General features: G+C 53.7%; 1 protein-coding gene. It reads left to right on the forward strand.

The genetic code is table 11. The features are described from left to right. Nucleotides 1-27 precede the first annotated feature (27 nt). Nucleotides 28-26,988 carry a non-ribosomal peptide synthetase gene (locus KQI_RS29585; protein WP_010349581.1) on the forward strand — a complete coding sequence of 8,987 codons (26,961 nt, stop codon included), beginning with the start codon at nucleotides 28-30 and terminating at the stop codon, nucleotides 26,986-26,988.

Here is a 26,988-nt window from a genome sequence, read left to right on the forward strand (position 1 = left end):
ATCACAAGAAGGGAAGAGGATTAGGCTATGAATAACAACGTACAGCGATTTTTTCCTTTAACGAATGCACAACAGCGGATTTGGTACACTGAGCTGCTTTACCCGAATACGTCTGTATCACTGCTCCTGGGGACGGTAAAGTTTAAAGGGAAAATGAACATAGATGCCTTAAAGCGCTCCATCAATATGGTCATTAAGCAGTACGATGCTTTTCGTATTCGCATCACGGCCGAGAATGGCATTCCCCGGCAATACGTGGTTCCTTTTGAAGACAAGGAGTTCGCTTGCCTGGACGCGGCCGATTTCAAAAGTATAGATGAATTGAAAGCCTGGTTGGAGCGTCATAACCAAACGCCTCTTGAACTGCTCAACAATGAGCTTTTTCAATTTTTGTTTATTAGAATCAGCGATGACGAGTATTGGTTGAGTGTTAAAACGCATCACATTATTTCCGACGGCATTTCCATGGTTCTTTTCGGAAACAAGTTAACGGAATATTACATTGATATCATTCGGGGAATAGAACCCCAACTGGGCGAAGAATATTCTTATATCGAATATATCCAAACGGAAGAAGCCTATGTACAGTCCGAGCGGTTTGTAAAGGACAAGGAGTTCTGGAACGATAAATTTGCCGGGCTGCCCGACGTGACCGGATTGAAACCGTATGATCCGCTGCTGTTGAGCACGGCTGCCCAAAGAGCGCATTTTACAGTAGAAGGTAGCTTGTACAAGGCTATAAAACAATTTTGCCAAGATCATAAAGTCAGCTTGTTTCAATTTTTTATGGCGGCAATGTACATTTATATGCACAAAGCGACCGGCGATCTGGATATCGCAATCGGCACCTCGTTTGCCAACCGTTCGACCAAGAAAGAAAAAAATACGGTGGGCATGTTCGTCAGCACAATAGCAGCCCGGTCTTTTGTTGACCCTGACACCGATTTGATGAGCTTTTTGCAGAGCGTGGCCAAGGATCAAACCGCGATTTTACGGCATCAAAAGTATCCATATAATCACTTGATTCAGGATTTAAGGGAAACCAACCGCAGCAAGGATATCCAGCGGCTGTTCGGCATTTCGATGGAATATCGTCCGGTAAGCTGGGTGGATTTGGATGACGTTCGCATTCATACGGATTATGATTTTGGCGGCGATGAGGTCAATGATCTGGTGCTTCATATTGCTGAGTTGCTGGATGAAGATCAATTGGTGCTGCATGTCGATTACCGTTCCCGCCTGTTCGATGCAGGTGAGATCGCGAGAATTATTCGGCATCTCCTGGTTATAACGGAACATATAGCCGAAAATCCCGAACAAAAAATATCGGAGATATCTCTGATCGATAAACAGGAAAAAAATGAAATTTTGACCGTGTTCAATAATACGAAAGCTGACTATCCGAAGGATAAAACGATCCATCAGATGTTCGAGGAGCAAGCGGAGCGGACACCGGAGCAGACGGCGGTTGTGTTCGGGGAAAGCCGCTTAACGTATCGCGAGCTGAACGAGCGGGCGAACCGGCTGGCGCGCACCTTGCGGGCCGAAGGCGTACAGGCCGATCAACTCGTCGGGTTGATGGCCGAGCGTTCGCTGGACATGATGGTGGGCATTTTCGCCATATTAAAAGCTGGAGGAGCCTACGTGCCGATTGATCCAGACTATCCGGAAGAGCGCATCCGTTACATGCTGGAGGATTCGGGGGCGAAGCTGCTCCTGCTGCCAAGCCATTTGCAGGATCGCGTGCACTTTGCGGGCAGGGTCATGCTGCTGGACGATCCGGTCATTTACAGCGAGGACGGCGCGAATTTGGAGAGCATCAACGCACCGGTCGATCTTGCTTACGTGATCTATACGTCGGGAACGACGGGCAAGCCGAAAGGCGTCATGATCGAACACGGGTCGGTGATCAACCGCTTGATCTGGATGCAGGAGGCGTATCCACTGGATGCAGGAGATATGATACTGCAAAAAACAGCGATCACATTCGACGTTTCCGTATGGGAGCTGTTTTGGTGGTCGTTTGTGGGAGCGAGCATGTGTCTGCTTCCGGTCGGCGGGGAGAAAGACCCGGAAGTGATTGTGGAGACGATCGCTGCACAAAAGGTCAGCACGATGCATTTCGTACCAGCGATGCTAAACGCCTTCCTGGAGCACATCGAGCGTCAGGGAGAGCCAGCGCAAAACAAGCTGGCTTCACTGAAGCAAGTATTTGCCAGCGGGGAAGCATTAACGCCGAATGCGGCGGCGCGGTTCCAGCAATACGTCGCGCCAGTCAGCCAGGCGAAGCTGGTGAATTTGTACGGACCGACGGAAGCGACGGTGGACGTGTCGTACTTTAACTTGCAAGCGGACGAAACGTACCGAACGGTTCCGATCGGTAAGCCGATCTCGAATATACGGCTGTATGTCGTCAGCGAAAGTGGAAAGCTGCAGCCGATCGGCATGCCGGGCGAGCTGTGCATCGCGGGAGACGGGGTCGCGCGAGGGTATCTCAACCGGCCTGAGCTGACGGCGGAGAAATTCGTGGACAGTCCTTTTTCGCCGGGAGAGCGGATGTACCGGACGGGAGACCTGGTTCGCTGGCAGGCGGACGGGAACATCGAATATTTGGGGCGGATCGACCATCAGGTGAAAATACGCGGCTACCGGATCGAACTCGGTGAAGTGGAAACACAGCTGTTGAAGGTGGAGGCTGTGCAGGAAGCGGTCGTCGTAGCGCGGGAAGACGAAAGCGGTCAGAAACAATTGTGTGCATACTTTACGGCGAATGGAGAGCTGACGGGAAGCGAGCTCCGCGGGGCGCTGGCGCAGGAGCTTCCGAGTTATATGATCCCGTCGTACTTCGTGCAGCTTGAGCATATGCCACTGAGCCCGAATGGCAAAATTGATCGCAAGGCGCTGCCTGCGCCGGAAGGACATATGAATACCGGACAAGAGTATGTAGCGCCCAGAAGCGAGCGGGAAGCGCAGCTTGCGCGAATATGGCAGGAAGTGTTGGGACTTCAAAACGTTGGGATCAAGGACAACTTCTTTGAGATCGGAGGACATTCCTTGCGGGCCACAATCGTAACGGCCCGGATTCAAAAAGAAATGAATGTCGGCATATCCCTGCGGGAAGTGTTTCAAGCGCCGACCATTGAGCAAATGGCACAGTTGCTGGATGGAAGGGAGCATGTTGACTATGCATCCATACCAAGTGTCGAGGGACAAGCGTATTATCCTGTCTCTTCGGCTCAAAAGCGGCTGTACTTGCTGAGCCAGCTCGAAGGCGGGGAAACCAGCTATAACATGCCGGGCGTGCTGATGGTGGAAGGGAGTCTGGATCGCTCGCGAGTAGAAGAGGCGTTCCGTCAATTGATCCGTCGGCACGAGACGCTGAGAACGAGCTTTGACGTGGTGAACGGTGAACCGGTGCAGCGCGTGCAGCCGGAGGTTTCCTTTGCGGTAGAGTACATTCAAGCCAAGGAGGAGGAAGCGCCAGCTCACATTCGCCGTTTTGTACGGGCATTCGATCTTCGGCAGGCGCCGCTTCTGCGAGTGGGATTGATCGAACTGGAGGCGGAGCGTCATCTTTTGTTGTTCGATATGCATCATATCGTTTCCGACGGCGCGTCCATCAACATTTTGGTTGAAGAATTCAACCGGTTTTATGAAGGGGAAGAACTGCCGAAGCTGCGGATTCAATACAAGGACTATGCGGCTTGGCAGCTGGCTGAAGCTCGATCCGAACGGCTGAGCAAGCAGGCAGCATACTGGCTGGATGTCTATCGCGACGAGCTGCCCGTGCTCGAATTGCCGACCGATTATGCGAGACCGCCCGTACAGAGCTTCGCGGGAAGCTCGATTGAATTTGTCGTTAATCAGCGACAAACCCATGCTTTGCAGCAGCTTGCCGCCGAAACCGGTTCCACCTTGTTTATGGTGCTGCTCTCCGCTTACACTGCATTGCTGCACAAATATACAAGGCAGGAAGACATTATCGTGGGAACCCCGATCGCCGGCAGACCGCACGCTGATCTGGAGGGCATGATCGGAATGTTTGTCAATACGCTCGCGCTCCGAAACTTCCCGGCTGCAGACAAGACTTTCTATCAGTATGTGCTGGAAGTCAAGGAATCAGCGTTAAAAGCGTATGAAAATCAGGATTTTCCGTTCGAAGAACTGGTCGAAAAGCTTGATCTCAGACGAGATTTAAGCCGCAATCCGATATTTGACACCTTATTTGTTTTGCAAAACACAGAACAAGGGGATCAGGAAATCGACGGATTGCAGTTTAAACCTTATGCTCACCCTCATCAGACGGCAAAATTCGACTTGACGTTCCATGTAACCGAGAACGAGGAAGAACTGGCATGCAGCTTGGAGTACGCGACTGCGCTGTTCCAACGGGAAACCGTGGAACGGATGACGAAGCACCTGCTGCAATTGATTGACGTTATTTTGGAGAAACCCGAGACAAAACTATCGTCGATCGAGATCATTACGCCGCAGGAAAAGGTGCGGATCGTGGAGCAATTTAACGCGACGGCGGCGGATTATCCGCGTGAGAAGACGATTCATCAGTTGTTTGAGGAGCAAGCGGCAGGGTCGTTGGCGCATGTGGCCGTCGTATGCGAAGACGCGCACCTGACGTACCGCGAACTGAACGAGCGGGCAAACCGGCTGGCGCGGACACTCCGGGACAAGGGTGTCGTTCAGGATCAGCCCGTGGCGATTGCCGCCCATCGGTCGATCGAGCTGGTCGTTGGCGTGTTGGCGATCCTCAAGGCCGGCGGAGCTTACGTGCCGATTGACCCGGATTATCCGGCGGAGCGCATCGGATATATGCTGGAGGATTCGGGAGCGAAGCTCCTGCTCATCCGGCGGGACGACGTGGCCGATATCGGCTTTGCCGGGAGCGTCATCGATCTGGACGATGACGCGGCATATGCCGAAGACGGGTCGAATCTCGGCTTGACCGGCGCTCCTGGCGATCTGGCTTATGTGATTTATACGTCGGGAACGACAGGCAGACCGAAAGGCGTTATGGTTGAACACCGGAACGTCGTGCGTTTGGTGAAGCATACCGACTATGCCCAATTGGATGAAACGACGCGAATCTTGCAAACAGGCGCAGTGGTGTTCGACGCGTCCACATTCGAAATTTGGGGAGCGTTGCTGAACGGCGGTCAGCTCTATCTGGCTAGCAACGATGTCATTCTGGATGCCCAGAAGCTTAGGCAGGCTGTCGAACAATACGGCATTACAACCATGTGGCTGACCTCTCCGCTGTTCAACCAGCTGTCGCAGCAGGACAGCAAGCTGTTTGGCGCGATCAAGACGCTGATCGTCGGGGGCGACATGCTCTCAGCGCCGCATATCAACCGGGTGCTGCGGGACAATCCGGGCCTCGGTATCGTGAACGGTTACGGCCCGACGGAAAATACGACGTTCTCGACGACCTATGCGATTCCCGGCGAACTCACGGAATCGGCGCCAATCGGTCGGCCGATCCGCAACTCAACGGCTTATGTCGTGGACAGCTCGATGAAGCTGCTGCCAATTGGGGCATGGGGCGAGCTGATTGTCGGCGGGGATGGAGTCGCACGCGGATATTTGAACCGCCCAGAACTGACGATGGAGAAGTTTGTTCAAGACCCGGTAAAACCAGGAGAGATCTGTTACCGGACAGGTGATTTGGTTCGTTGGCGTGCTGATGGAAACCTTGAGATCAAGGGACGGATTGATGAGCAGGTGAAAATCCGTGGTTTCCGCATTGAGCTGGGCGAAGTGGAGGCTCAGCTTGCCAAGATAGAAGGGATTCAGGAAGCCGTCGTGATTGCGCGGGCGGACGAAAGCGGACAAAAACAGCTTTGTGCCTATTTTGCAGCCAGCAACCGGCTGAGCGCGGGCGAGATCAGAAGCGCATTGGCAAAAGAGCTGCCCAATTACATGATTCCGTCCTACTTTGTCCAACTCGAGCAGCTTCCGCTGACGGCCAACGGGAAGGTGGATCGCAGAGCGCTGCCGGCTCCAGAGGAGAATGTCCACACGGGAACCGAGTATGCTGCACCGCAGACAGCTGTGGAGCAAGCTCTGGCTTCCGTTTGGCAAAGCGTGCTCGGTGTACGCAATATCGGCATTCATGACAGCTTCTTCGACCTTGGGGGCGATTCGATCAAATCGATCCAGGTGTCTTCAAGGCTGTTCCAAGCAGGCTACAAGCTGGAAATGAAAGATATGTTCAAGCATCCGACCATTGCGGGACTGAGCCCGTATGTCCAAACGGTCAGTCGCATAGCGGAGCAAGGGGAAGTCAGTGGTGCGACCAAGCTGCTCCCGGTTCAACACTGGTTTTTCGAGCAGCATTCCGTAAGTCCGCACCACTTTAACCAGGCTGTCATGCTGTATCGGGAGAATGGTTTTGAGGAAGTGGCGCTTCATCAAACGATGAAGAGGATCGCCGAACATCACGATGCACTGCGGCTGGTGTTCCGCCAGACGGAACATGGATATGAGGCGTGGAATCGCGGCATGGCGGAAGGCGAACTGTATACTTTGGAAATTGTCAATTTCAAAGAGCAGGTTGCCCCCAAGGCAGCCATCCAAGCGAAAGCAAGCGAAATCCAACGCGGCATCGATCTGATTCATGGTCCTTTGATGAAGCTGGGATTGTTCCGGTGCGCGGAAGGGGATCATCTGCTGATTGTCATTCACCATTTGGCCGTAGACGGTGTGTCGTGGCGAATTTTGTTCGAAGATATTGCGGCAGGCTACGAGCAGGCGATAAACGGCCAGGAGATTCAGCTTCCGCAAAAAACGGATTCCTACCGGACATGGGCACAGCAGTTGTCGCTGTACGCGGAAAGTCCGGCGATGGAACAGGAGCGGGCTTATTGGGAACAGCTCGGACGGATAGCTGCAGAGCCGTTGCCGAAGGACGAGGCACAGGCCTACCCGCTGGTTCTCGACAGCGAAACCATCACGGTTCAATGGACCGAAGAGGAAACGGAGCTGCTGCTCAAGCAGGCGAACCGCACTTACAATACGGAGACGAACGACTTGCTTTTAACGGCACTGGGGCTGGCCGTTCAGACCTGGAGCGGTATCGGGCGAGTGCTGGTCAATCTGGAAGGGCACGGCCGGGAGCCGATTATCCCGGATCTCGACATCACCCGTACCGTAGGCTGGTTCACAAGCCAATTCCCGGTTGCCTTGGAAATGGGAAGCAACAACGACTTGTCGGGCCAAATTAAGCGGATCAAAGAAAGTATGCGCAGCATTCCGCATAAAGGCATTGGCTTCGGCCTCCTGAAATATGGGTCTGCAAATCTGGGAGGTGTTGTACGTGAGCTCAAGCCGGAAATCAGCTTTAACTACTTGGGCCAATTCGATCAAGACTTGGACAACAGTTCGTTGCAGCTATCTTCCTATTCGACAGGCAGTGCGATAAGCGAACATGCAGCGCAAGCTTATACTTTGGATATGAACGGGATGATTTCCGAGGGAACGCTGTCGCTTGCCATCACTTACAGCAGCAAACAATACCGCAGAGAAACGGTGGAGCGGCTATCCGAGCTCATCCGGACATCCTTGCAAAAAGTCATCCGGCATTGCACAAGCAAAGAAACGGCCGAATTGACGCCAAGCGACATATTGCTGAAGGGATTGACAATAGAACAGCTCGATCAACTGGCGGCACATCACCAGCACGTCGGCGAAATCGAAAATGTGTACAAGCTGACGCCGATGCAAAAGGGCATGTTTTTCCACAGCCTGCTGGAGCCGCATTCACTTTCGTACTTCGAGCAAGCGACGTTCGAATGGCATGGTCATTTTGACGCGCCAAGCTTCGCGCAAAGCCTGAATGCTTTGGTACAAAGACATGCAGCGCTCCGCACCAATTTTTATAACGGATGGGGCGACCCGGTACAAATCGTTTATCGAACCAAACGGAGTGAATTCAATTATGAAGACCTGCGCGGGATGGAGGAATTGCAGCGCGAGGCGTATATCCGGAATTATATAGATGATGACAGAAACAGAGGGTTTGATTTGACGCAGGACGCACTGCTACGTGTTTCCGTTCTGCACAAGGGCGAAGCGGATTATCTGCTTATGTGGAGCTTCCATCATATCATTATGGACGGCTGGTGCGTGCCTCTCATTACACGGGAGGTGTTCGAAACCTATTTTGCGATCAGCCAACAGAGAGAACCTGAATCTCTCCCTGCCTTGCCGTACAGTCGTTATATCGAATGGCTGGATCGGCAGGATGATCAGGCAGCAGCCGGATACTGGAGCGAATATTTGGCAGATTACGAACAGCATACGCAGATTCCTCAAGCGAAAGCCCAAAACAAGCCGGAAGCTTACGTTTCAAAACAGATCGTTTGCGGGCTGGGCAAGAATCTGACCGGGCGAATCGAACAGGCGGCAAAACGGCACCAGGTGACAGTCAGCACGTTGATGCAGACCGTTTGGGGAATCGTACTGCAAAAATACAATAGCAGCAGGGACGTTGTTTTCGGCAGCGTTGTATCGGGAAGACCTGCGGAAATACCGGGGATTGAAAGCATGATCGGACTGTTTATCAACACGATTCCGGTACGTGTGCGGTCAGACGAAACCATCGGTTTCGCGGATATGGTCAAACGGCAGCAGCAACAGTACCTGGCTTCCCATGCCTACGATACGTACCCTCTTTATGAGATTCAGACGCAAACCGGACAACAGCATTTGATCACACATATCATGGTATTTGAAAACTATCCTGTAGAACAGCAAATCGAGACGTTGGGCGGGGAGCAGGCAGCTTTTGAGATTACGGACGCCGAGCTGTTTGAGCAGACGAACTACGATTTCAATCTGATTGTTTTGCCGGGAAAAGAATTTAAAATCGTATTCCGTTATAACGAGCTCGTCTATGAGCAGTCTGGCATCGAACAGATTCAGGGACATCTGATTCATATGTTGGAACAGGTGGTAAGCCGCCCGAACATTCGTGTGAACGAGCTGAAGCTGGCGACGCCGCAAGAAGAGGCGCAGATGCTGCTTCTGGGAGGCAATGCGACAACTTCTTATCCAAAGGAGAAGACACTTCATCGGCTGTTCGAAGAGCAGGCGGAACGCACGCCGGACGCAACGGCTCTCGTTTTCGGAGACGAGCGGTTGACTTACAGGGAGCTTAACGAACAGGCCAATGGACTGGCGCGCACGCTCCGCAATAGCGGTGTTCAACCGAATCAGCCGGTCGGACTCATGGCCGAGCGTTCCCTGGAAATGATCGTCGGGATATTCGGTATTTTAAAAGCTGGCGGAGCCTATGTGCCGATCGACCCGCAATATCCGGAGGAACGTATTCGCTATATCCTGGAGGATTCGGATGCCAAGGTACTGCTCACTCAGCCCCAAGTATGGGATAAAGTGGAATTCGCAGGACTTGTGCTGGATCTGACGGATAAGAGTCATTATCAGCAAGAAACGAGCGATCTTCAGCCCGTGAACGGCTCGGATTCGCTGGCATGCATCATATATACCTCCGGTTCGACAGGCAAGCCGAAAGGCAACTTGACGATGCATTTTAACATCAGTCGCGTCGTCAAAGAGACAAACTATATCCGTTTTTCAACGCAGGATCGTGTTTTGCAGTTGTCCAGCTTTTCGTTCGACGGCTCTACATTCGATATTTACGGCGCGCTGTTGAACGGAGCCTCGCTCGTGCTGATCACCCGTGACCAAGTGCTGGATGCACGCGAGCTGGCGCATGTGCTGCAGACTCAGCGGATCACAAAATGCTTTATGACAACCGCTCTGTTTAATACACTGACAGATATTGATGTCGGCTGCTTTGAAACGCTTGATACGCTGCTGTTCGGCGGGGAGAAGGTGTCAGTCAGCCATGTGCGGAAAGCATTTGCGAGTCTTGGTCCGAACCGGATCATTCATGTGTACGGACCGACCGAAAGTACCGTATTTGCGACTTACTATGCGGTGAATCATTTGGAGGAGTCAGTGTATACCGTGCCGATCGGCAAACCGATCAGCAATACGTCGGTATACGTGATGGATCATGATCAACACCCTCTGCCTGCGGGTATTCCAGGAGAACTGTATATTGGTGGCGACGGATTGGCTCAAGGTTATTTGAATCGGCCGGAGTTGACAGAGGAGAAGTTCATTTATTCCCCATTTGCAGCGGGAGGCAGGCTTTACCGGACCGGCGATCTGGTGAAAATGCGGGAAGACGGTCACATCGAGTATATGGACAGAATCGACGCGCAGGTGAAGATTCGCGGCTACCGAATCGAGCTGGGCGAAGTGGAGGCACACCTTTTGCAGGTCGAGTCCGTACAGGAAGCCGTTGTCATCGCACGCGAGGACCAGACCGGACAGAAGCAACTGGCAGCCTACTTCGCTGCGGATAAAGCCCTGCCCGTCAGCGAGTTTAAAGCTGCGCTTGCGCAGGAGCTTCCGGCTTACATGCTTCCGGCCTATTTTGTTCAAGTAGATCGGCTGCCGCTGACCCCCAACGGGAAGGTTGACCGCAAAGCACTGCCAGCGCCGCAGGAAAGCGAAACAGCCGGGTCGCGGCATGAGGCACCAAGAACGCCGATAGAAGCGAGTCTGGTGAACATTTGGCAGGAAGTGCTGGGGCTGCAAAGCGTTGGGATTAAAGACAACTTCTTTGATATCGGAGGGCACTCTTTGCGGGCTACGCTTCTCGTGTCCCGTATTCACAAAGAGCTGAACGGCCATATCGCGCTCCGGGAGGTATTTCAATTCCCGACCATCGAACAGATGGCCGAAATAATCGAAAGCCGGGATCAAGCGGCTTATGCTTCCATTCCGGTCGTCGGGGAACGAAGCTACTACCCGGTATCTTCGGCACAGAAGCGTTTATACGTGCTCAGCCAGATCGAAGGCGGAGAAATCAGCTACAATATGCCGGGCGTTATGACGGTGGAAGGGGAACTGGATCGCACGCGGCTGGAAGCTGCGTTCCGCCAGCTGATACATCGGCACGAGACGCTGAGAACGAGCTTCGATGTCGTGAACGGCGAGCCGGTGCAGCAGGTGCACGAGGAAGTGTCTTTTGCGGTGGAATATGCAGAAGTCCGGGAAGAAGAAGCAAGAGAACGCGTTCGTGAGTTTATTCGTCCGTTCGATCTCCGACAGGCTCCACTTCTGCGAGTCGGACTGCTCCGGTTGCAGAAAGATCGCCATTTGTTGTTGTTCGACATGCATCATATCGTCTCCGACGGCGCGTCGATGAATATTTTGGTTGAGGAGTTCATCCGGCTGTATGAAGGCGCCGAACTGCCAGAGCTGCGGATTCAGTACAAGGATTATGCAGTATGGCAGCAACTGGAGGTGCAAAGCGAACGGATCGGCAAGCAGGAAGCCTATTGGCTGGATACATTCCGCGGGGAGCTTCCGGTGCTCGATCTTCCGACAGACGGGGTTAGACCGCCGCTGCAAAGCTTCGAAGGGGATCAGATTGAATTCGTGATCGATGCCTCCAGAAGTGAGGCTTTAAAACGGCTTGCGGCAAGCACCGGATCGACCTTGTATATGGTGTTGCTGTCCGCATATACGACGCTCCTGCACAAATATACCGGCCAGGAAGATGTGATTGTCGGCACCCCGATTGCGGGCAGACCTCATGGGGAGTTGGAAGGTCTGATCGGGATGTTTGTCGGCACACTTGCCCTCCGCAATTATCCTTCTGGTGAGAAAACGTTCCTTGACTATTTGCAGGAAGTCAAAGAAACCTCACTGCAAGCATACGAGCATCAGGACTATCCGCTTGAGGAATTGGTTGCGAAGCTCAATGTGAAGCGGGATTTGAGCCGCAACCCGTTGTTCGATACGATGTTTGCCCTGCACAATTTGGAGCAAGGGCAGCGGCAAATTGCCGGTCTGCAGTTCAAGCCTTACCCGCATGAGCATAGGTCCGCCAAATTTGATCTGATGTTCAATGTGACCGAGCAGGGAAGCGAGCTTGCGTGCAGTCTCGAATATGCCAGTGTACTGTTTAAGCGGGAAACGGCCAAACGGATCGCGAATCATTTTGTGCAGGTGATCGATGCGGTGGTGAATGCGCCTGAGACGAAGCTGTCGGAGATTGCGATCATCACGGCAACGGAGCAAGCGCAGATTCTGGAGCAATTCAATGCGACTGCGGCTGACTATCCGAAGGATAAGACGATCCATCAGATGTTCGAGGAGCAAGTGGAGCGAACGCCGGAACAGACGGCGGTTGTGCTCGGGGCAAGCCGGCTTACGTACCGCGAGCTGAACGAGCGGGCAAACCGTGTGGCCCGTACGCTGCGGGAGCAGGGCGTACAGGCCGATCAACGCGTTGGCTTGATGGCCGAACGTTCGCTGGACATGATGGTGGGCATTTTCGCCATATTAAAAGCTGGAGGAGCTTACGTGCCAATCGATCCGGACTACCCGGAAGAGCGCATCCGCTACATGCTGGAGGATTCGGGGGCGAAGCTGCTCCTGCTGCAAAGCCATTTGCAGGATCGCATCAGCTTTGCGGGCCGGACTTTGAAGCTGGACGAAGCGCAAGTGTACTTGGAGGACGGCTCGAATCTGGCGCCGATCGCCGGGCCTCGGGACATGGCGTATGTCATTTATACGTCAGGATCAACCGGCAAGCCGAAAGGCGTCATGGTCGAACACGGGTCGGTGATCAACCGCCTGACCTGGATGCAGAGGGTGTATCCGTTTGATGCGGGAGAAACAATTCTGCAAAAAACGGCGATCACGTTCGACGTTTCCGTATGGGAGCTGTTCGGATGGTCGTCTGTAGGAGCGAGCTTGTGCCTGCTTCCAGTCGGCGGGGAGAAAGATCCGGAAGTGATTCTGGAGACGATCGAAGTGCAAAGAATCAGCAGGATTCATTTTGTGCCGGCGATGTTGAACGTCTTCCTAGAATACATCGAGCGTCAAGGAGAGCTAGCGCAAAGCAAGCTGGCCTCATTGAAGCAAGTGTCTACAAGTGGGGAAGCATTAACGCCGATCGCAGCAGCGCGGTTCCAGCAATTGGTCGCGCCGGTCAGCCAGGCGAAGTTGGTGAATTTGTACGGACCGACAGAAGCGACGGTCGAAGTTTCGTACTTTAACTTGCAAGCGGACGAAACGTACCGAACAGTTCCAATCGGTAAGCCGATCTCGAATATACGGCTGTATATCGTCAGCGAAGGCGGTAAGCTGCAGCCGATTGGCGTGCCGGGCGAGCTGTGCATTGCGGGAGACGGAGTCGCGCGAGGATATCTAAATCGGCCCGAGCTGACGGCGGAGAAATTCGTGGATGACCCGTTTGCGCCGGGAGAGCGGATGTACCGGACGGGAGACCTGGTCCGCTGGCAGGCGGATGGAAACATCGAATATTTGGGACGGATCGACCATCAGGTGAAAATACGCGGCTACCGGATCGAACTCGGAGAAGTGGAAACGCAGCTGTTGAAGGTGAAGGCTGTGCAGGAAGCAGTCGTTGTAGCACGGGAAGACGAAAGCGGTCAGAAGCAGATGTGCGCGTACTTTACAGCGAATGCAGAGCTGACAGCAAGCGAACTCCGCGGAGCACTGGCGCAGGAGCTTCCAAGCTATATGATCCCGTCACACTTCGTGCAGCTTGAGCATATGCCGTTAAGCCCGAACGGAAAGATTGATCGCAAGGCGCTGCCCGCGCCGGAAAGCAGCCTATCGGTCGGAACCGCTTATGAGGCTCCGCGGACAGCGGTAGAGCAAGCGCTGGCCGCCGTTTGGCAGGGCGCACTTGGTGTCGGCAGGGTCGGTATTCACGACAACTTCTTCGACCTTGGGGGCGATTCGATCAAATCGATCCAGGTGTCCTCAAGATTGTTGCAAGCCGGCTACAAAATGGACATGAAACATTTGTTCAAGTATCCGACCATTGCCGAGCTCAGCCCGCATGTGCAAACCGCCGAACGCATCGCCGATCAAGGGGAAGTGACGGGCGAGACACCGCTGCTCCCGATCCAGCGCTGGTTCTTCGAACAGGCGCCTGTTGACCTGCACCACTTTAATCACGCGGTCATGCTGTATCGGGCGGATGGCTTTGAACTGGGGGCGCTGCACCAGACGATGACCAAAATTGCCGAGCATCACGACGCGCTGCGGCTCGTGTTCCGCCAGGCGGTTCGCGGATACGAAGCGTGGAACCGCGGCACCAGCGAGGGCGAGCTGTACACACTCGACATCGCGGACTTCCGAGGCGAGGCCGACTGCGCAGCCGCCATCGAAGCGAAAGCAAGCGAGATTCAGCGCAGCATAAATCTAAGCGAAGGGCCGCTGCTGAAGCTGGGACTGTTCCACTGCGCGGACGGCGACCATTTGCTGATCGTCATCCACCATCTGGCGGTGGACGGAGTATCCTGGCGGATATTGTTCGAGGATATCGCCACAGGCTATGAGCAGGCAGTAAGTGGTCAGGAAATCCGGCTGCCGCATAAAACGGACTCGTTCCGCACATGGGCGCAACAATTGCCACGGTATGCGGCAAGTCCAGCGATGGCAAGCGAGCGGGAGTACTGGCGACAGATCGTGCAGACGGCAGCAGCCACTGAACCGCTACCGAAAGATGAAACGCACGATAACCCGACCCGAATCGAGGGCGAAACGGTCACCGTGCAATGGAGCGAGGAGGAGACCTCGCTGCTGCTGAAGCAGGCCAACCACGCCTACAGTACAGAAGTAAACGACTTGCTGCTGACCGCTTTGGGTATGGCGGTTCATGCCTGGACAGGAACAGAGCAAGTACTGGTAAGTCTGGAAGGACACGGCCGGGAACCGATCATTCCGGATACTGACATCACCCGGACCGTAGGCTGGTTTACAAGCCAATATCCGGTTGTGCTGGAGATGGGGGCCGAACAAGACGTTTCGCGTAGCATCAAGCGCGTCAAGGAAGGGCTTCGCCGCATTCCGAATAAAGGCATCGGGTATGGCATTTTGACCTACCTGTCCGGCAACGGCGAGAATGAGGATAACGCTCTGCGTCTTCAGCCGGAAATCAGCTTCAACTATCTGGGGCAGTTCGATCAAGACTTGGATAGCAATAAGCTGCAAATTTCGCCTTATTCGGTCGGAGCTTCCATAAGCGAGAAGATGGCACAGCGCTATACGCTGGATATTAACGGCATGATCTCGCTGGGTGTCTTGTCGCTGACAATTGATTACAATGGGCGGCAATACCGCAAAGAAACGGTTGAAAAACTTTCTGATCTCCTCCGTACGAGTCTCCGAGAAGTGATCCTGCACTGCGCGGATAAAGAGCAGACGGAGCTGACGCCGAGCGATCTGCTGCTTTCGGATCTCAGCATGGAGGAACTGGAGCAGCTTGTGCAACAAACCGCGCATATCGGTGAGGTCGAAAATGTGTACAAGCTCACATCGATGCAGAAAGGCATGCTGTTCCACAGTCAACTGGAGCCGGGTTCGACAGCTTATTTCGAGCAAGCGGTGTTCAGCCTTCAAGGAAGCTTGGACGTTGATGTCTTTGTCCAAAGTCTGGATGCCCTTGTGCAACGGCACGACGTGCTGCGCACCAGCTTTTACAGCGGGCTGGCTGAGCCCGTACAGGTCGTCTATCGGCACAAGTCGTGCGGATTTTACTACGAAGATCTACGCGAACTGGAGGAAGCCGCACGCGAGACGTATGCTCAGGCGTTCAGTGTTAACGATATGACGGCAGGATTCGATTTGGCACAGGATGCGCTGTTGCGTGTTTCGGTTTTACGAACCGGAGAACAGACGTACCGATTCTATTGGAGTTTCCATCACATCATTATGGATGGCTGGTGCGTGCCGATCATGATGCAGGAGGTATTCGAGCATTATGCTGCAATCCAGGAGCAGCGGCAGCCGGAGCTTTCCGTCGTCCTGCCGTACAGTCAATATATCGAATGGCTGGATCGGCAAAACCTGGAAGAAGCGGCCACATACTGGAGCAAGTATTTGGAGGGCTACGAACAGCAAACGCAGCTGCCGCAAGAGATTCAGGAGAACCCGCAAAGCAGAACAGAGGGCTATGTGTCGGAAGAACTCGTTTGCGACTTGGGTGAGGAGCTAACTCGCCGAATGGAATCAATCGCCAAACAGTATCAAGTAACAATCAACACGTTGATGCAAACCGCTTGGGGCCTTGTTCTGCAAAGGTACAACAGCAGTAGGGATGTTGTCTTCGGCAGCGTCGTATCTGGAAGACCCGCGGAAATAACCGGAATCGAAACGATGATCGGTCTGTTTATCAATACGATCCCGGTTCGCGTCCATGCTGACGAAGGCGCCGCTTTCGCGGATGTGCTGAAAGCGACCCAGGAGCAGGCTCTGGCATCGAACGCTTACGATACGTATCCGCTCTATGAAATTCAGGCGCGAACCGAACAGAAGCAAAGTTTGATTTCCCATGTTATGGTGTTCGAAAACTATCCTATGGAACAGCAAATCGAGCAGTCGGCCAGCGCTGATGAGGATGCTTTTGAAATTACGAACGTCAGTATGTTCGATCAAACGAGTTACGATTTCAATCTGATCGTCATCCCGGGCGAAGCCGTTCGGATTAGCTTCCGATACAATAGCCTTGTTTACAAGCAAGCGGGTGTTGAGCGAATGCAAGGGCATTTCGTGCATGTGCTGGAGCAAATTACAGCCAATCCAAACTTGCTTGTGAGTGAGCTTGAACTGGCTACCCGGGAAGAAATAGTACAGATTCTGAAGCAATTCAACGCGACCGCGGCTGACTATCCGAAGGATAAGACGATCCATCAGATGTTTGAGGAGCAAGCGGAGCGGACACCGGAGCAGACGGCGGTTGTGTTCGGGGAAAGCCGCTTAACGTATCGCGAGCTGAACGAGCGGGCGAACCGGCTGGCGCGCACCTTGCGGGCCGAAGGCGTGCAGGCCGATCAACTCGTCGGCTTGATGGCCGAGCGCTCGCTGGACATGATGGTGGGCATTTTCGCCATATTAAAAGCTGGAGGAGCTTACGTGCCGATTGATCCAGACTACCCGGAAGAGCGCATCCGCTACATGTTGGAGGATTCGGGGGCGAAGCTGCTCCTGTTGCAAAGCCATTTGCAGGATCGCATCAGCTTCGCAGGCCGGACTTTGAAGCTGGACGAAGCACAAGCGTACGTGAAGGACGGCTCGAATCTGGCGCCGATCGCTGAGCCTCGGGACATCGCGTATGTCATTTATACGTCGGGATCAACGGGCAAGCCAAAAGGCGTCATGATCGAGCATCGGTCGGTGATCAACCGCTTGATCTGGATGCAGGAGGCGTATCCGCTGGATGCAGGAGATATGATACTGCAAAAAACAGCGATCACGTTCGACGTTTCCGTATGGGAGCTGTTTTGGTGGTCGTTTGTGGGAGCGAGCATGTGTCTGCTTCCGGTCGGCGGGGAGAAAGACCCGGAAGTGATTGTGGAGACGATCGCTGCACAAAAGGTCAGCACGATGCATTTCGTACCAGCGATGCTAAACGCCTTCCTGGAGCACATCGAGCGTCAGGGAGAGCCAGCGCAAAGCAAGCTGGCTTCACTGAAGCAAGTGTTTGCCAGCGGGGAAGCATTAACGCCGAATGCGGCGGCGCGGTTCCAGCAATACGTCGCGCCAGTCAGCCAGGCGAAGCTGGTGAATTTGTACGGACCGACGGAAGCGACGGTGGACGTGTCGTACTTTAACTTGCAAGTGGACGAAACGTACCGAACGGTTCCGATCGGTAAGCCGATCTCGAATATACGGCTGTATGTCGTCAGCGAAAGCGGAAAGCTGCAGCCGATTGGCGTGCCGGGCGAGCTGTGCATCGCGGGAGACGGAGTCGCGCGAGGGTATCTCAACCGACCTGAGCTGACGGCGGAGAAATTCGTGGACAACCCGTTCGTACCGGGAGAGCGGATGTACCGGACGGGAGACCTGGCACGCTGGCAGGCGGATGGGAATATCGAATATTTGGGACGGATCGACCATCAGGTGAAAATACGCGGCTACCGGATCGAACTCGGAGAAGTGGAAACACAGCTGTTGAAAGTGGAGGCTGTGCAGGAGACGGTCGTCGTAGCGCGGGAAGACGAAAGCGGTCAGAAGCAGATGTGCGCGTACTTTACGGCGAATGCAGAGCTGACGGCAAGCGAGCTCCGCGTGGCACTGGCACAGGAGCTTCCGAGTTATATGATCCCGTCGTACTTCGTGCAGCTTGAGCATATGCCACTGAGCCCGAATGGCAAAATTGACCGCAAGGCGCTGCCTGTGCCCGAAGGCAATCTGCTGACAGGCGCGAAGTACGAGGCGCCAACAACGCCTATGGAAACGCGGCTGGCGCAGATCTGGAAGGGCGTCCTTGGCGTGGGGCGTGTAGGGATCAGGGACAACTTCTTTGAAATCGGAGGACACTCTTTGCGTGCTACGCTTCTGATTGCCCGCATCCAGAAAGAGATGAACGGCCTTCTTTCCTTGCGGGAAGTGTTCCAATTTCCTACCATTGCGGAGATGGCCGAGCTCATGGCAAGCCGGGATCAAGCAGCCTATGCCTCTATCCCGGCCGCCGGAGAACGAAGCTACTATCCGGCATCTTCGGCACAGAAACGATTGTACGTGCTGAGCCAGCTCGAAGGCGGAGAAATCAGCTACAATATGCCGGGCGTTATGACGGTAGAAGGGAAACTGGACCGCACGCGGCTGGAAGCGGCGTTCCGCCGACTAATACGTCGGCATGAGACGCTGAGAACGAGCTTCGATGTCGTGAACGGCGAGCCAGTGCAGCGAGTGCATGATGAAGTGCCTTTTGCAGTGGAATATGCCGAGGCCCGGGAGGATGAAGCTAAAGTCCGCATTCGAGACTTTATTCGCCCGTTCGATTTGCAGCAGGCGCCGCTTCTGCGGGCCGGATTGATCAAGCTGCAGCAAGATCGCCATCTGTTGCTGTTTGATATGCATCATATCATCTCCGATGGTACTTCGATGGGCGTGTTGACCGAGGAATTTATTCAGATGTACGAGGGAAGCGAGCTGCCGGAGCTGCGGATTCAGTACAAAGATTATGCAGTATGGCAGCAACTGGAGATGCAAAGCGAGCGGATTGACAAGCAGGAAGCCTATTGGCTGGACGTATTCCGCGGTGAGCTGCCGATGCTTGATTTGCCGATGGATGAAACTCGTCCGGCGCAGCGAAGCTTTGCAGGAAAACAGGTTGATTTTGTGATCGACGCCGCTCAAAGCCGTGCTTTACAACAGCTTGCGGCAAGTACCGGATCGACCTTGTATATGGTGCTGCTGTCCGCATATACGACGCTTTTACACAAATATACCGGCCAGGAAGATGTGATTGTCGGCAGCCCGATTGCGGGAAGACCGCACAGTGATCTGGAAGGTATGATCGGGATGTTTGTCGGCACACTTGCACTCCGCAATTATCCGTCTGGCGAGAAAACGTTCCTTGACTATTTGCAGGAAGTCAAAGAAACTTCACTGCAAGCGTACGAGCATCAGGACTATCCGTTTGAGGAATTGGTTGCGAAGCTCAATGTGAATCGGGATACGAGCCGAAATCCGCTGTTTGATCCGATGTTTGTGCTGCAAAATACGGAGCAGAGCGAACGGGAGATTGCCGGATTGCAATTCAAGCCGTATGCGTATGAGAACCCAACTGCCAAATTTGATCTGACGCTCCTCATAGCGGAGCAAGGCGAGGAACTCGTCTGCAGCCTTGAGTACGCCAGCGCGCTGTTCCGGCGGGAAACGGCCGAACGGATCGCGAATCATTTTGTGCAGGTGATCAATGCGGTGGTGAGAGCGCCTGAGATGAAGCTGTCGGAGATAGCGATCATCACGGCTCCGGAGCAAGCGCAGATTCTGGAGCAATTCAATGCATCCGCGGTTGACTATCCGATGGATAAACCGATTCATCAGATGTTCGAGGAGCAAGTGGAGCGGACGCCGGAGCAGACGGCGGTTGTGTTCGGGGAAAGCCGGCTAACGTATCGCGAGCTAAACAATCGGGTGAACCAGTTGGCGCATGCGTTGCGCGCCGAAGGCGTTCGGTCGGAGCAGTTCGTCGGCCTGATGGTCGAACGTTCGCTGGAAATGGTGATCGGAATTTTCGGAATTTTGAAGGCCGGTGGCGCTTATGTGCCAATTGACCCGGAATATCCGGAAGAGCGGATTCACTATATTTTAAAAGACTCGGGTGCAAAGCTGCTGCTTACGCAAAGTCATTTACGGCGGGAAAAGCCTGACTTGGCGGGCTTCGAAGGCAAGATGATGGATTTGGACAGCAGCCAGGCATATGCGGAAGGCCGTTCCAATCCGGGCATCACGGTCAAGCCGAAGGATCTGATGTATCTCATTTATACTTCTGGTACTACAGGACTGCCTAAGGGAACCATGATTACGCAGCAAGGCTTGGTCAACTACATTTGGTGGGCGAAAAAAGTGTACGTAGGCGAGGAAAAGCTTGATTTTCCGCTGTATTCATCGATTTCTTTCGATTTGACGCTTACGTCAATATTTACGCCGCTTATCACAGGCAATACGATCATCATTTACGAAGGAGCGGATAAGGGGACGTTAATCCAGCAGATCATCGAGGACAATCAGGTGGACATTCTTAAGCTGACGCCGACGCATTTGAGCCTGATCAAAGACATGAAGATGCCCGAACAATCCAGAATTCGAAAAATGATCGTAGGCGGAGAAAACCTCAGCACTCATTTGGCGAAAAACATCTCTAATCTGTTTGGCGGAAACATCGAAATTTTCAACGAATACGGGCCGACCGAAACGGTAGTCGGATGCATGATTTACCTCTACGATCCTGTCAGGGATACGAAGGAGTCCGTATCGATTGGGGTTCCGGCCGACAACGTGTACATTTATTTGCTCGATTCGCAGCGCAATCTGGTACCGCCGGGCGTACCCGGAGAGATGTACATTGCCGGAGACGGAGTCGCTCTAGGCTACCTGAACCGTCCTGAGCTGACGGCGGAGAAATTCGTGGACAATCCGTTTGCGCCAGGCGGGCGGATGTATCGGACAGGGGATCTGGCCCGCTGGCAGGCGGACGGAAACATCGAATATTTGGGACGAATCGACGAGCAAGTGAAAATACGCGGCTACCGAATCGAGCTAGGCGAGGTGGAAGCGCAGCTGGTGAAAGTGGAGGCTGTGCAAGAAGCCGTCGTAACGGCTCGTACGAGTGAGGACGGGCAAAAGCAGCTATGCGCGTATTTGGTCGCTGACCGTCCGTTGACAGCAAGCGAGCTCCGTGGAGCGCTGGCGCAGGAGCTTCCAAGCTATATGATTCCGTCGTACTTCGTGCAGCTGGAGCGGTTGCCATATACGCCCAACGGGAAAATCGATCGCAAAGCGCTGCCTGCGCCTGAAAGCAGCTTGCCGACCGGAACCGTCTATGAGGCTCCGCGGACAGCGGTAGAGCAAGCGCTGACCACCGTTTGGCAGGGCGTGCTCGGTGTCGAAAGAATCGGCATTCACGACAATTTCTTTGACCTTGGGGGCGATTCGATCAAGTCGATCCAGGTGTCCTCGAGACTGCTGCAAGCTGGCTACAAGCTGGATATGAAACATTTGTTCAAGTATCCGACTATTGCCGAGCTCAGCCCGCATGCGCAAACCGCCGAACGTATCGCCGATCAAGGGGGAGTGACGGGCGAAACGCTGCTGCTCCCGATTCAGCGCTGGTTCTTCGAACAGACGCCTGTTGATCCGCATCACTATAACCATGCGATCATGCTGTATCGGGCAGAAGGCTTTGAGCTGACGGCGCTACGCCGAACGATGGACAAAATTGCCGAGCATCACGACGCGCTGCGGCTCGTGTTCCGCCAGGCGGATCGCGGATATGAAGCGTGGAACCGTGGCGCCAGCGAGGGCGAGCTGTACACACTCGACATCGCGGACTTCCGAGGCGAGGCCGACTGCGCAGCCGCCATCGAAGCGAAAGCAAGCGAGATTCAGCGCAGCATAAACCTGAGCGAAGGGCCGCTGCTGAAGCTGGGACTGTTCCACTGCGCGGACGGCGACCATTTGCTGATCGTCATCCACCATCTGGCGGTGGACGGAGTATCCTGGCGGATATTGTTCGAGGATATCGCCACAGGCTATGAGCAGGCAGTAAGTGGTCAGGAAATCCGGCTGCCGCATAAAACGGACTCGTTCCGCACATGGGCGCAACAATTGCCACGGTATGCGGCAAGTCCAGCGATGGCAAGCGAGCGGGAGTACTGGCGACAGATCGTGCAGACGGCAGCAGCCACTGAACCGCTGCCGAAGGATTTTGCTCACCCTGTAGCCCAAGTTCGCGACAGCGAGACGGTCGTAGCTGGGTGGAGCGAGGAGGAGACCTTGCTGCTGCTGAAGCAGGCTAACCACGCTTACAACACGGAAGTAAACGACTTGCTGCTGACCGCTTTGGGTATGGCGGTTCATGCCTGGACGGGAACGGAAGAAGTGTTGGTAAATCTGGAAGGACACGGACGGGAACCGATCATTCCGGATACCGACATCACCCGGACCGTAGGCTGGTTTACGAGCCAATATCCGGTTGTGCTGGAGATCGGGGCCGAACAAGACGTTTCGCGCCGCATCAAGCGTGTGAAGGAAGGGCTTCGCCGCATTCCGAATAAAGGCATCGGGTACGGCATCTTGGCTCACTTGTCCGATGACGGCGGAAACGGTGACGATTCCTTGCAACTTAAGCCGGAAATCAGCTTCAACTATCTGGGGCAGTTCGATCAGGACTTGGACAGTAATAAGCTGCACATTTCGCCTTATTCAACCGGCGTCGCGATTAGCGAAAACAGCACGCGAAATTATGTACTGGACATCAACGGTATGATTTCGGAAGGTGCGTTGAAGCTGGCCATCAGCTATTGCGGAATTCACTACCGCAAGGAGACGATGGAGAAGCTGGCTGAGCTGATTCAGAACAGCCTACGGGCAATCATCCTACACTGCGTGGGTAAAGAGCAGTCAGAACTGACGCCGAGCGATCTGCTGCTTTCGGATCTCAGTATGGAGGAACTGGAGCAGCTTGTGCAGCAAACCCGGTATGTCGGCGAGATCGAAAATGTGTATAAGCTGGCGCCGATGCAAAAGGGCATGCTGTTCCTGAGTCTATTGGAGTCGAATTCGGGTTCTTACTTCGAACAATCGACTTATGGCATTCAAGGAAGTCTGGACATCCAAGTATTCTCCCAGAGTCTGGATGCCTTAATGCAGCGCCATGACGCACTGCGCACCAATTTTTACAATGGTTTGGCCGAACCTGTACAAATTGTATTCCGCAACAAGCAAGGTGAATTTTATTATGAGGATTTGCGCGGTATGGATCAGGTGCAGCGCGATGCGTATGCGGAAAGCTTTAATGCCCGAGATCGGGCGAAAGGGTTTGATCTGACCCAAGATGCGCTGCTGCGCATCTCGATCCTCCGTACCGGCAAAGAAAACTACAACCTGATCTGGAGCTTCCATCATATTATTATCGATGGCTGGTGCGTGCCGCTTCTGATGCAAGAAATATTCGAGCACTATACGGCGATTCTGGAGCAAAGGCAACCAGAGCTTCCCCCAGTGCCGTCCTACAGCACCTATATCGAGTGGCTGGATCGTCAGGATGCCGGGAAAGCTGCCGATTATTGGAGCAAGTATCTGGAAGACTATGAACAACAAACGCTATTGCCGCAAGGGAAAGCCCAAGGCAAAGTTGAAGGGTATAGCCTGGAATATCTCGTCTGCGATCTCGGTGAGGATATGGCCAAGCAGATTGAGTTATTGGCCAAGCAGCATCAAGTAACAGTTAGCATGCTGATGCAGGCTGCATGGGGAATTCTATTGCAACGGTACAATAACAGCCGGGATGTCGTTTTCGGAAACGTAGTATCGGGAAGACCTGCAGAAATACCGGGTATTGAGAATATGGTCGGCATGTTTATCAATACAATTCCCGTTCGGGTTCAAACCGAGGAAGAGGAGACCTTCGCGCAATTGCTGAAAAAGCTGCAAGAGCAGTATTTGGCCTCTCATTCTTATGATACGTATCCGCTTTATGAAATCCAGGCGCTAACTGGACAAAAGCAAAGCTTGATCAACCACGTCATGGTATTTGAAAACTATCCGGTGGAAGAGCGGCTCGGCCAGTTGAGACAAGACGATTCGGGTGGGATGGAGATTACCGTTATCGAAGCATTCGAACAAACGAACTATGATTTTGTTCTGACCATTGAGCCGGGTGCACAGCTCGAGCTTCATATGAGATACAACGCGCTCGTGTTTGAAGCGGAAGCCATCCGTCGGCTCCAGGGACATTTGGTTCGTCTGCTTGAACAAGTGCTCGATAACCCGCACATCCCGGTTGGTGATCTGGATATGATCACGGCACAAGAGAAGGCGCAGATTATCGAAGTGTGGGGAGATACAGCAGCTCCTTATCCGCGTGAGAAGACCCTTCACAGCATATTTGAGGAAAAGGCTGCGCTCACACCGGATCATACAGCACTTATTTACGGTGAAACGGAGCTTACCTACGGAGAGCTTCATCAGCAGGCGAACCGCCTTGCACGTACGCTGCGTGCCCAAGGGGTCAGACCGGACCAACCGGTCGGCATCATGGTCGAGCGCTCGCTTGAGATGATCATCGGCATTCATGCCATTTTAAAAGCGGGCGGGGCCTATGTACCGATTGATCCGGAGTTCCCGGAAGATCGTATTCGCCACATGCTGGAGGACTCGGGGGCGAAGCTTCTGCTGACGAAGAACCATCTCAAAGATCGTTTTCCGTTCACCGGCACGCTCCTGGCACTTGATGATCCGCAGGCGTATCATGCTGATAGCTCCAATCTGGAGCCAATTGCGGGGCCTGAGCATCTGGCGTATATCATTTACACGTCAGGTTCGACCGGCAAGCCGAAAGGTGTAATGATCGAGCACCGCTCGGCCGTTCATACGCTGAGCCAGTTGGAAGCTGAATATCCGATGTTGGAAGGCGACCGATTCCTGCTCAAAACGACATTCACTTTTGACTTCTCCGTACCGGAGCTGTTCTGCTGGTTCTTTGGACAGGGCACTCTCGTGATCCTGCCGCAGGGCGCGGACAAAGACCCGGTGGCACTGCTGGAGGCCGTGAATACAAACCGTATCACGCATCTCAATCTGGTACCGTCGATGCTCAGTGTTCTCGTTCAATACTTGAAAGAAAGCGGCACCCAGGGATTCCTTACGCTGAGATATCTGTTTGCTTGCGGCGAGACGCTGCCTGTCAAACTTGTGGAAGAGTACTATAAAGTATCTCCATACGCAGTATTGGAAAATATTTATGGTCCTACCGAAGCGGCTGTATATGCGACGCGATATACAACGAGCCTTGAGACTGCTGCTCTAACGCATGTACCTATCGGTAAACCGTACGCTAACGTCCAGGTATGGATGATGGACGGTGCTTCTCAGGTATCACCTGTAGGTGTGCCAGGCGAGCTCTGCATTGCAGGCGAAGGGGTAGCGAGGGGGTACTTCAATCAGCCGGATCTGACAGCGGAGAAGTTTATTCCTCACCCGTACAAGCCGGGAGCACGGATCTACCGAACAGGCGATTTGGCACGATGGCTGCCAGACGGGAATATTGAGTATTTGGGGCGGATCGATCACCAGGTAAAAATCCGGGGTTACCGCATTGAACTGGGAGAAGTGGAAGCACAAATTCTTAAAGTGCCGTCTGTGCAGGAAGCGGTCGTCCTTGCTCTGGCTGATGCAACGGGAAGTACTCAGCTTTGCGCGTACTTCGTGGCTGAAGAGTCGCTTGCAGCAGGCGTGTTGCGCGAGGCACTGGCCAGCGAGCTGCCGGGCTACATGATTCCGTCTGCTTTCGTACAGCTGCCACAAATGCCGCTGAATCCGAACGGCAAGCTGGATCGCAAAGCGCTGCCGGCACCGGAAGCACTTCTGCGGAGCACTGCGGAGTATATCCCGCCGCGAACGCCGACAGAAGTGGAACTGGCGCAGATTTGGTCCGAGGTACTCGGCGTGGAGGAAATCGGAGTCAAAGATCATTTCTTCGAGCTTGGCGGCCATTCCCTGAAAGTATTGGGATTGATCCAGAAGATCTCGACTAGCATGGGCGTACAGCTCCCGCTTCAACTTGTGTTCAATCTTCCGACTGTGGAGGAGCTGGCACTCGAAATTTCCAAGCTGCGGGCAAAAGCTGCGCCTGAGGAAGATGAGATGGAAATCCTCCGCTTCCCAGGAAAAGGAACAATCAAACTGTTTTGCTTCCCGCCTCGGGTTGGCTACTCTCTGGGATACTATGAGATGGCCAGGGAGCTGGAAGGGCATTGCGAAGTATACGGGTTCGAATTCATCGGCGATCATGTTCAGGGTCAAGAGATGTTGGATCGATATGTGGATGCCATCACGGGTATTCAAGCAGAGGGCCCATATGTATTCCTGGGATACTCCCTCGGAGGAAATCTCGCCTTCGAGGTGGCCAAAGCCATGGAAAGCCGAGGTCACCATGTCAGCGACCTCATAATGGTGGATGCTATGAGAGAGATGTCCAAGGATGAGTCGACGCCAGAGCAACTTGAAGAGATCGTTGAGTTGGTGCTGAACAGCATTGGAGACCAGTACAAATCATTCCTCGCCGATCCAGCTGACAGGGAGCGAGTCAAAGACAAAGTGTTGATTTACTCCATCTACCGGAATGAGCTTATTAACGCAGGTGAAGTTCAGGCGAATATCCATGCCTTGGTTGCAGAGGACGATAGTATTGGTCCGGTGACATCATCAGATAAACTGCTATGGCAGCAGGCGACACTTGGTCAATACGAAGAGTACGGAGTCATCGGAACGCACGATGTGCTGCTTGATTCCGGTTATGTTGGGGAAAATGCTAAAGTGCTGAGACAAATACTTGGCAAGGTTGCAGAGTCCTCATCTAAAAACAAGCCTATTTTGTCCTAA

It is taken from the genome of Paenibacillus peoriae KCTC 3763, from assembly GCF_000236805.1.
Taxonomy (GTDB): Bacteria; Bacillota; Bacilli; order Paenibacillales; family Paenibacillaceae; genus Paenibacillus; species Paenibacillus peoriae.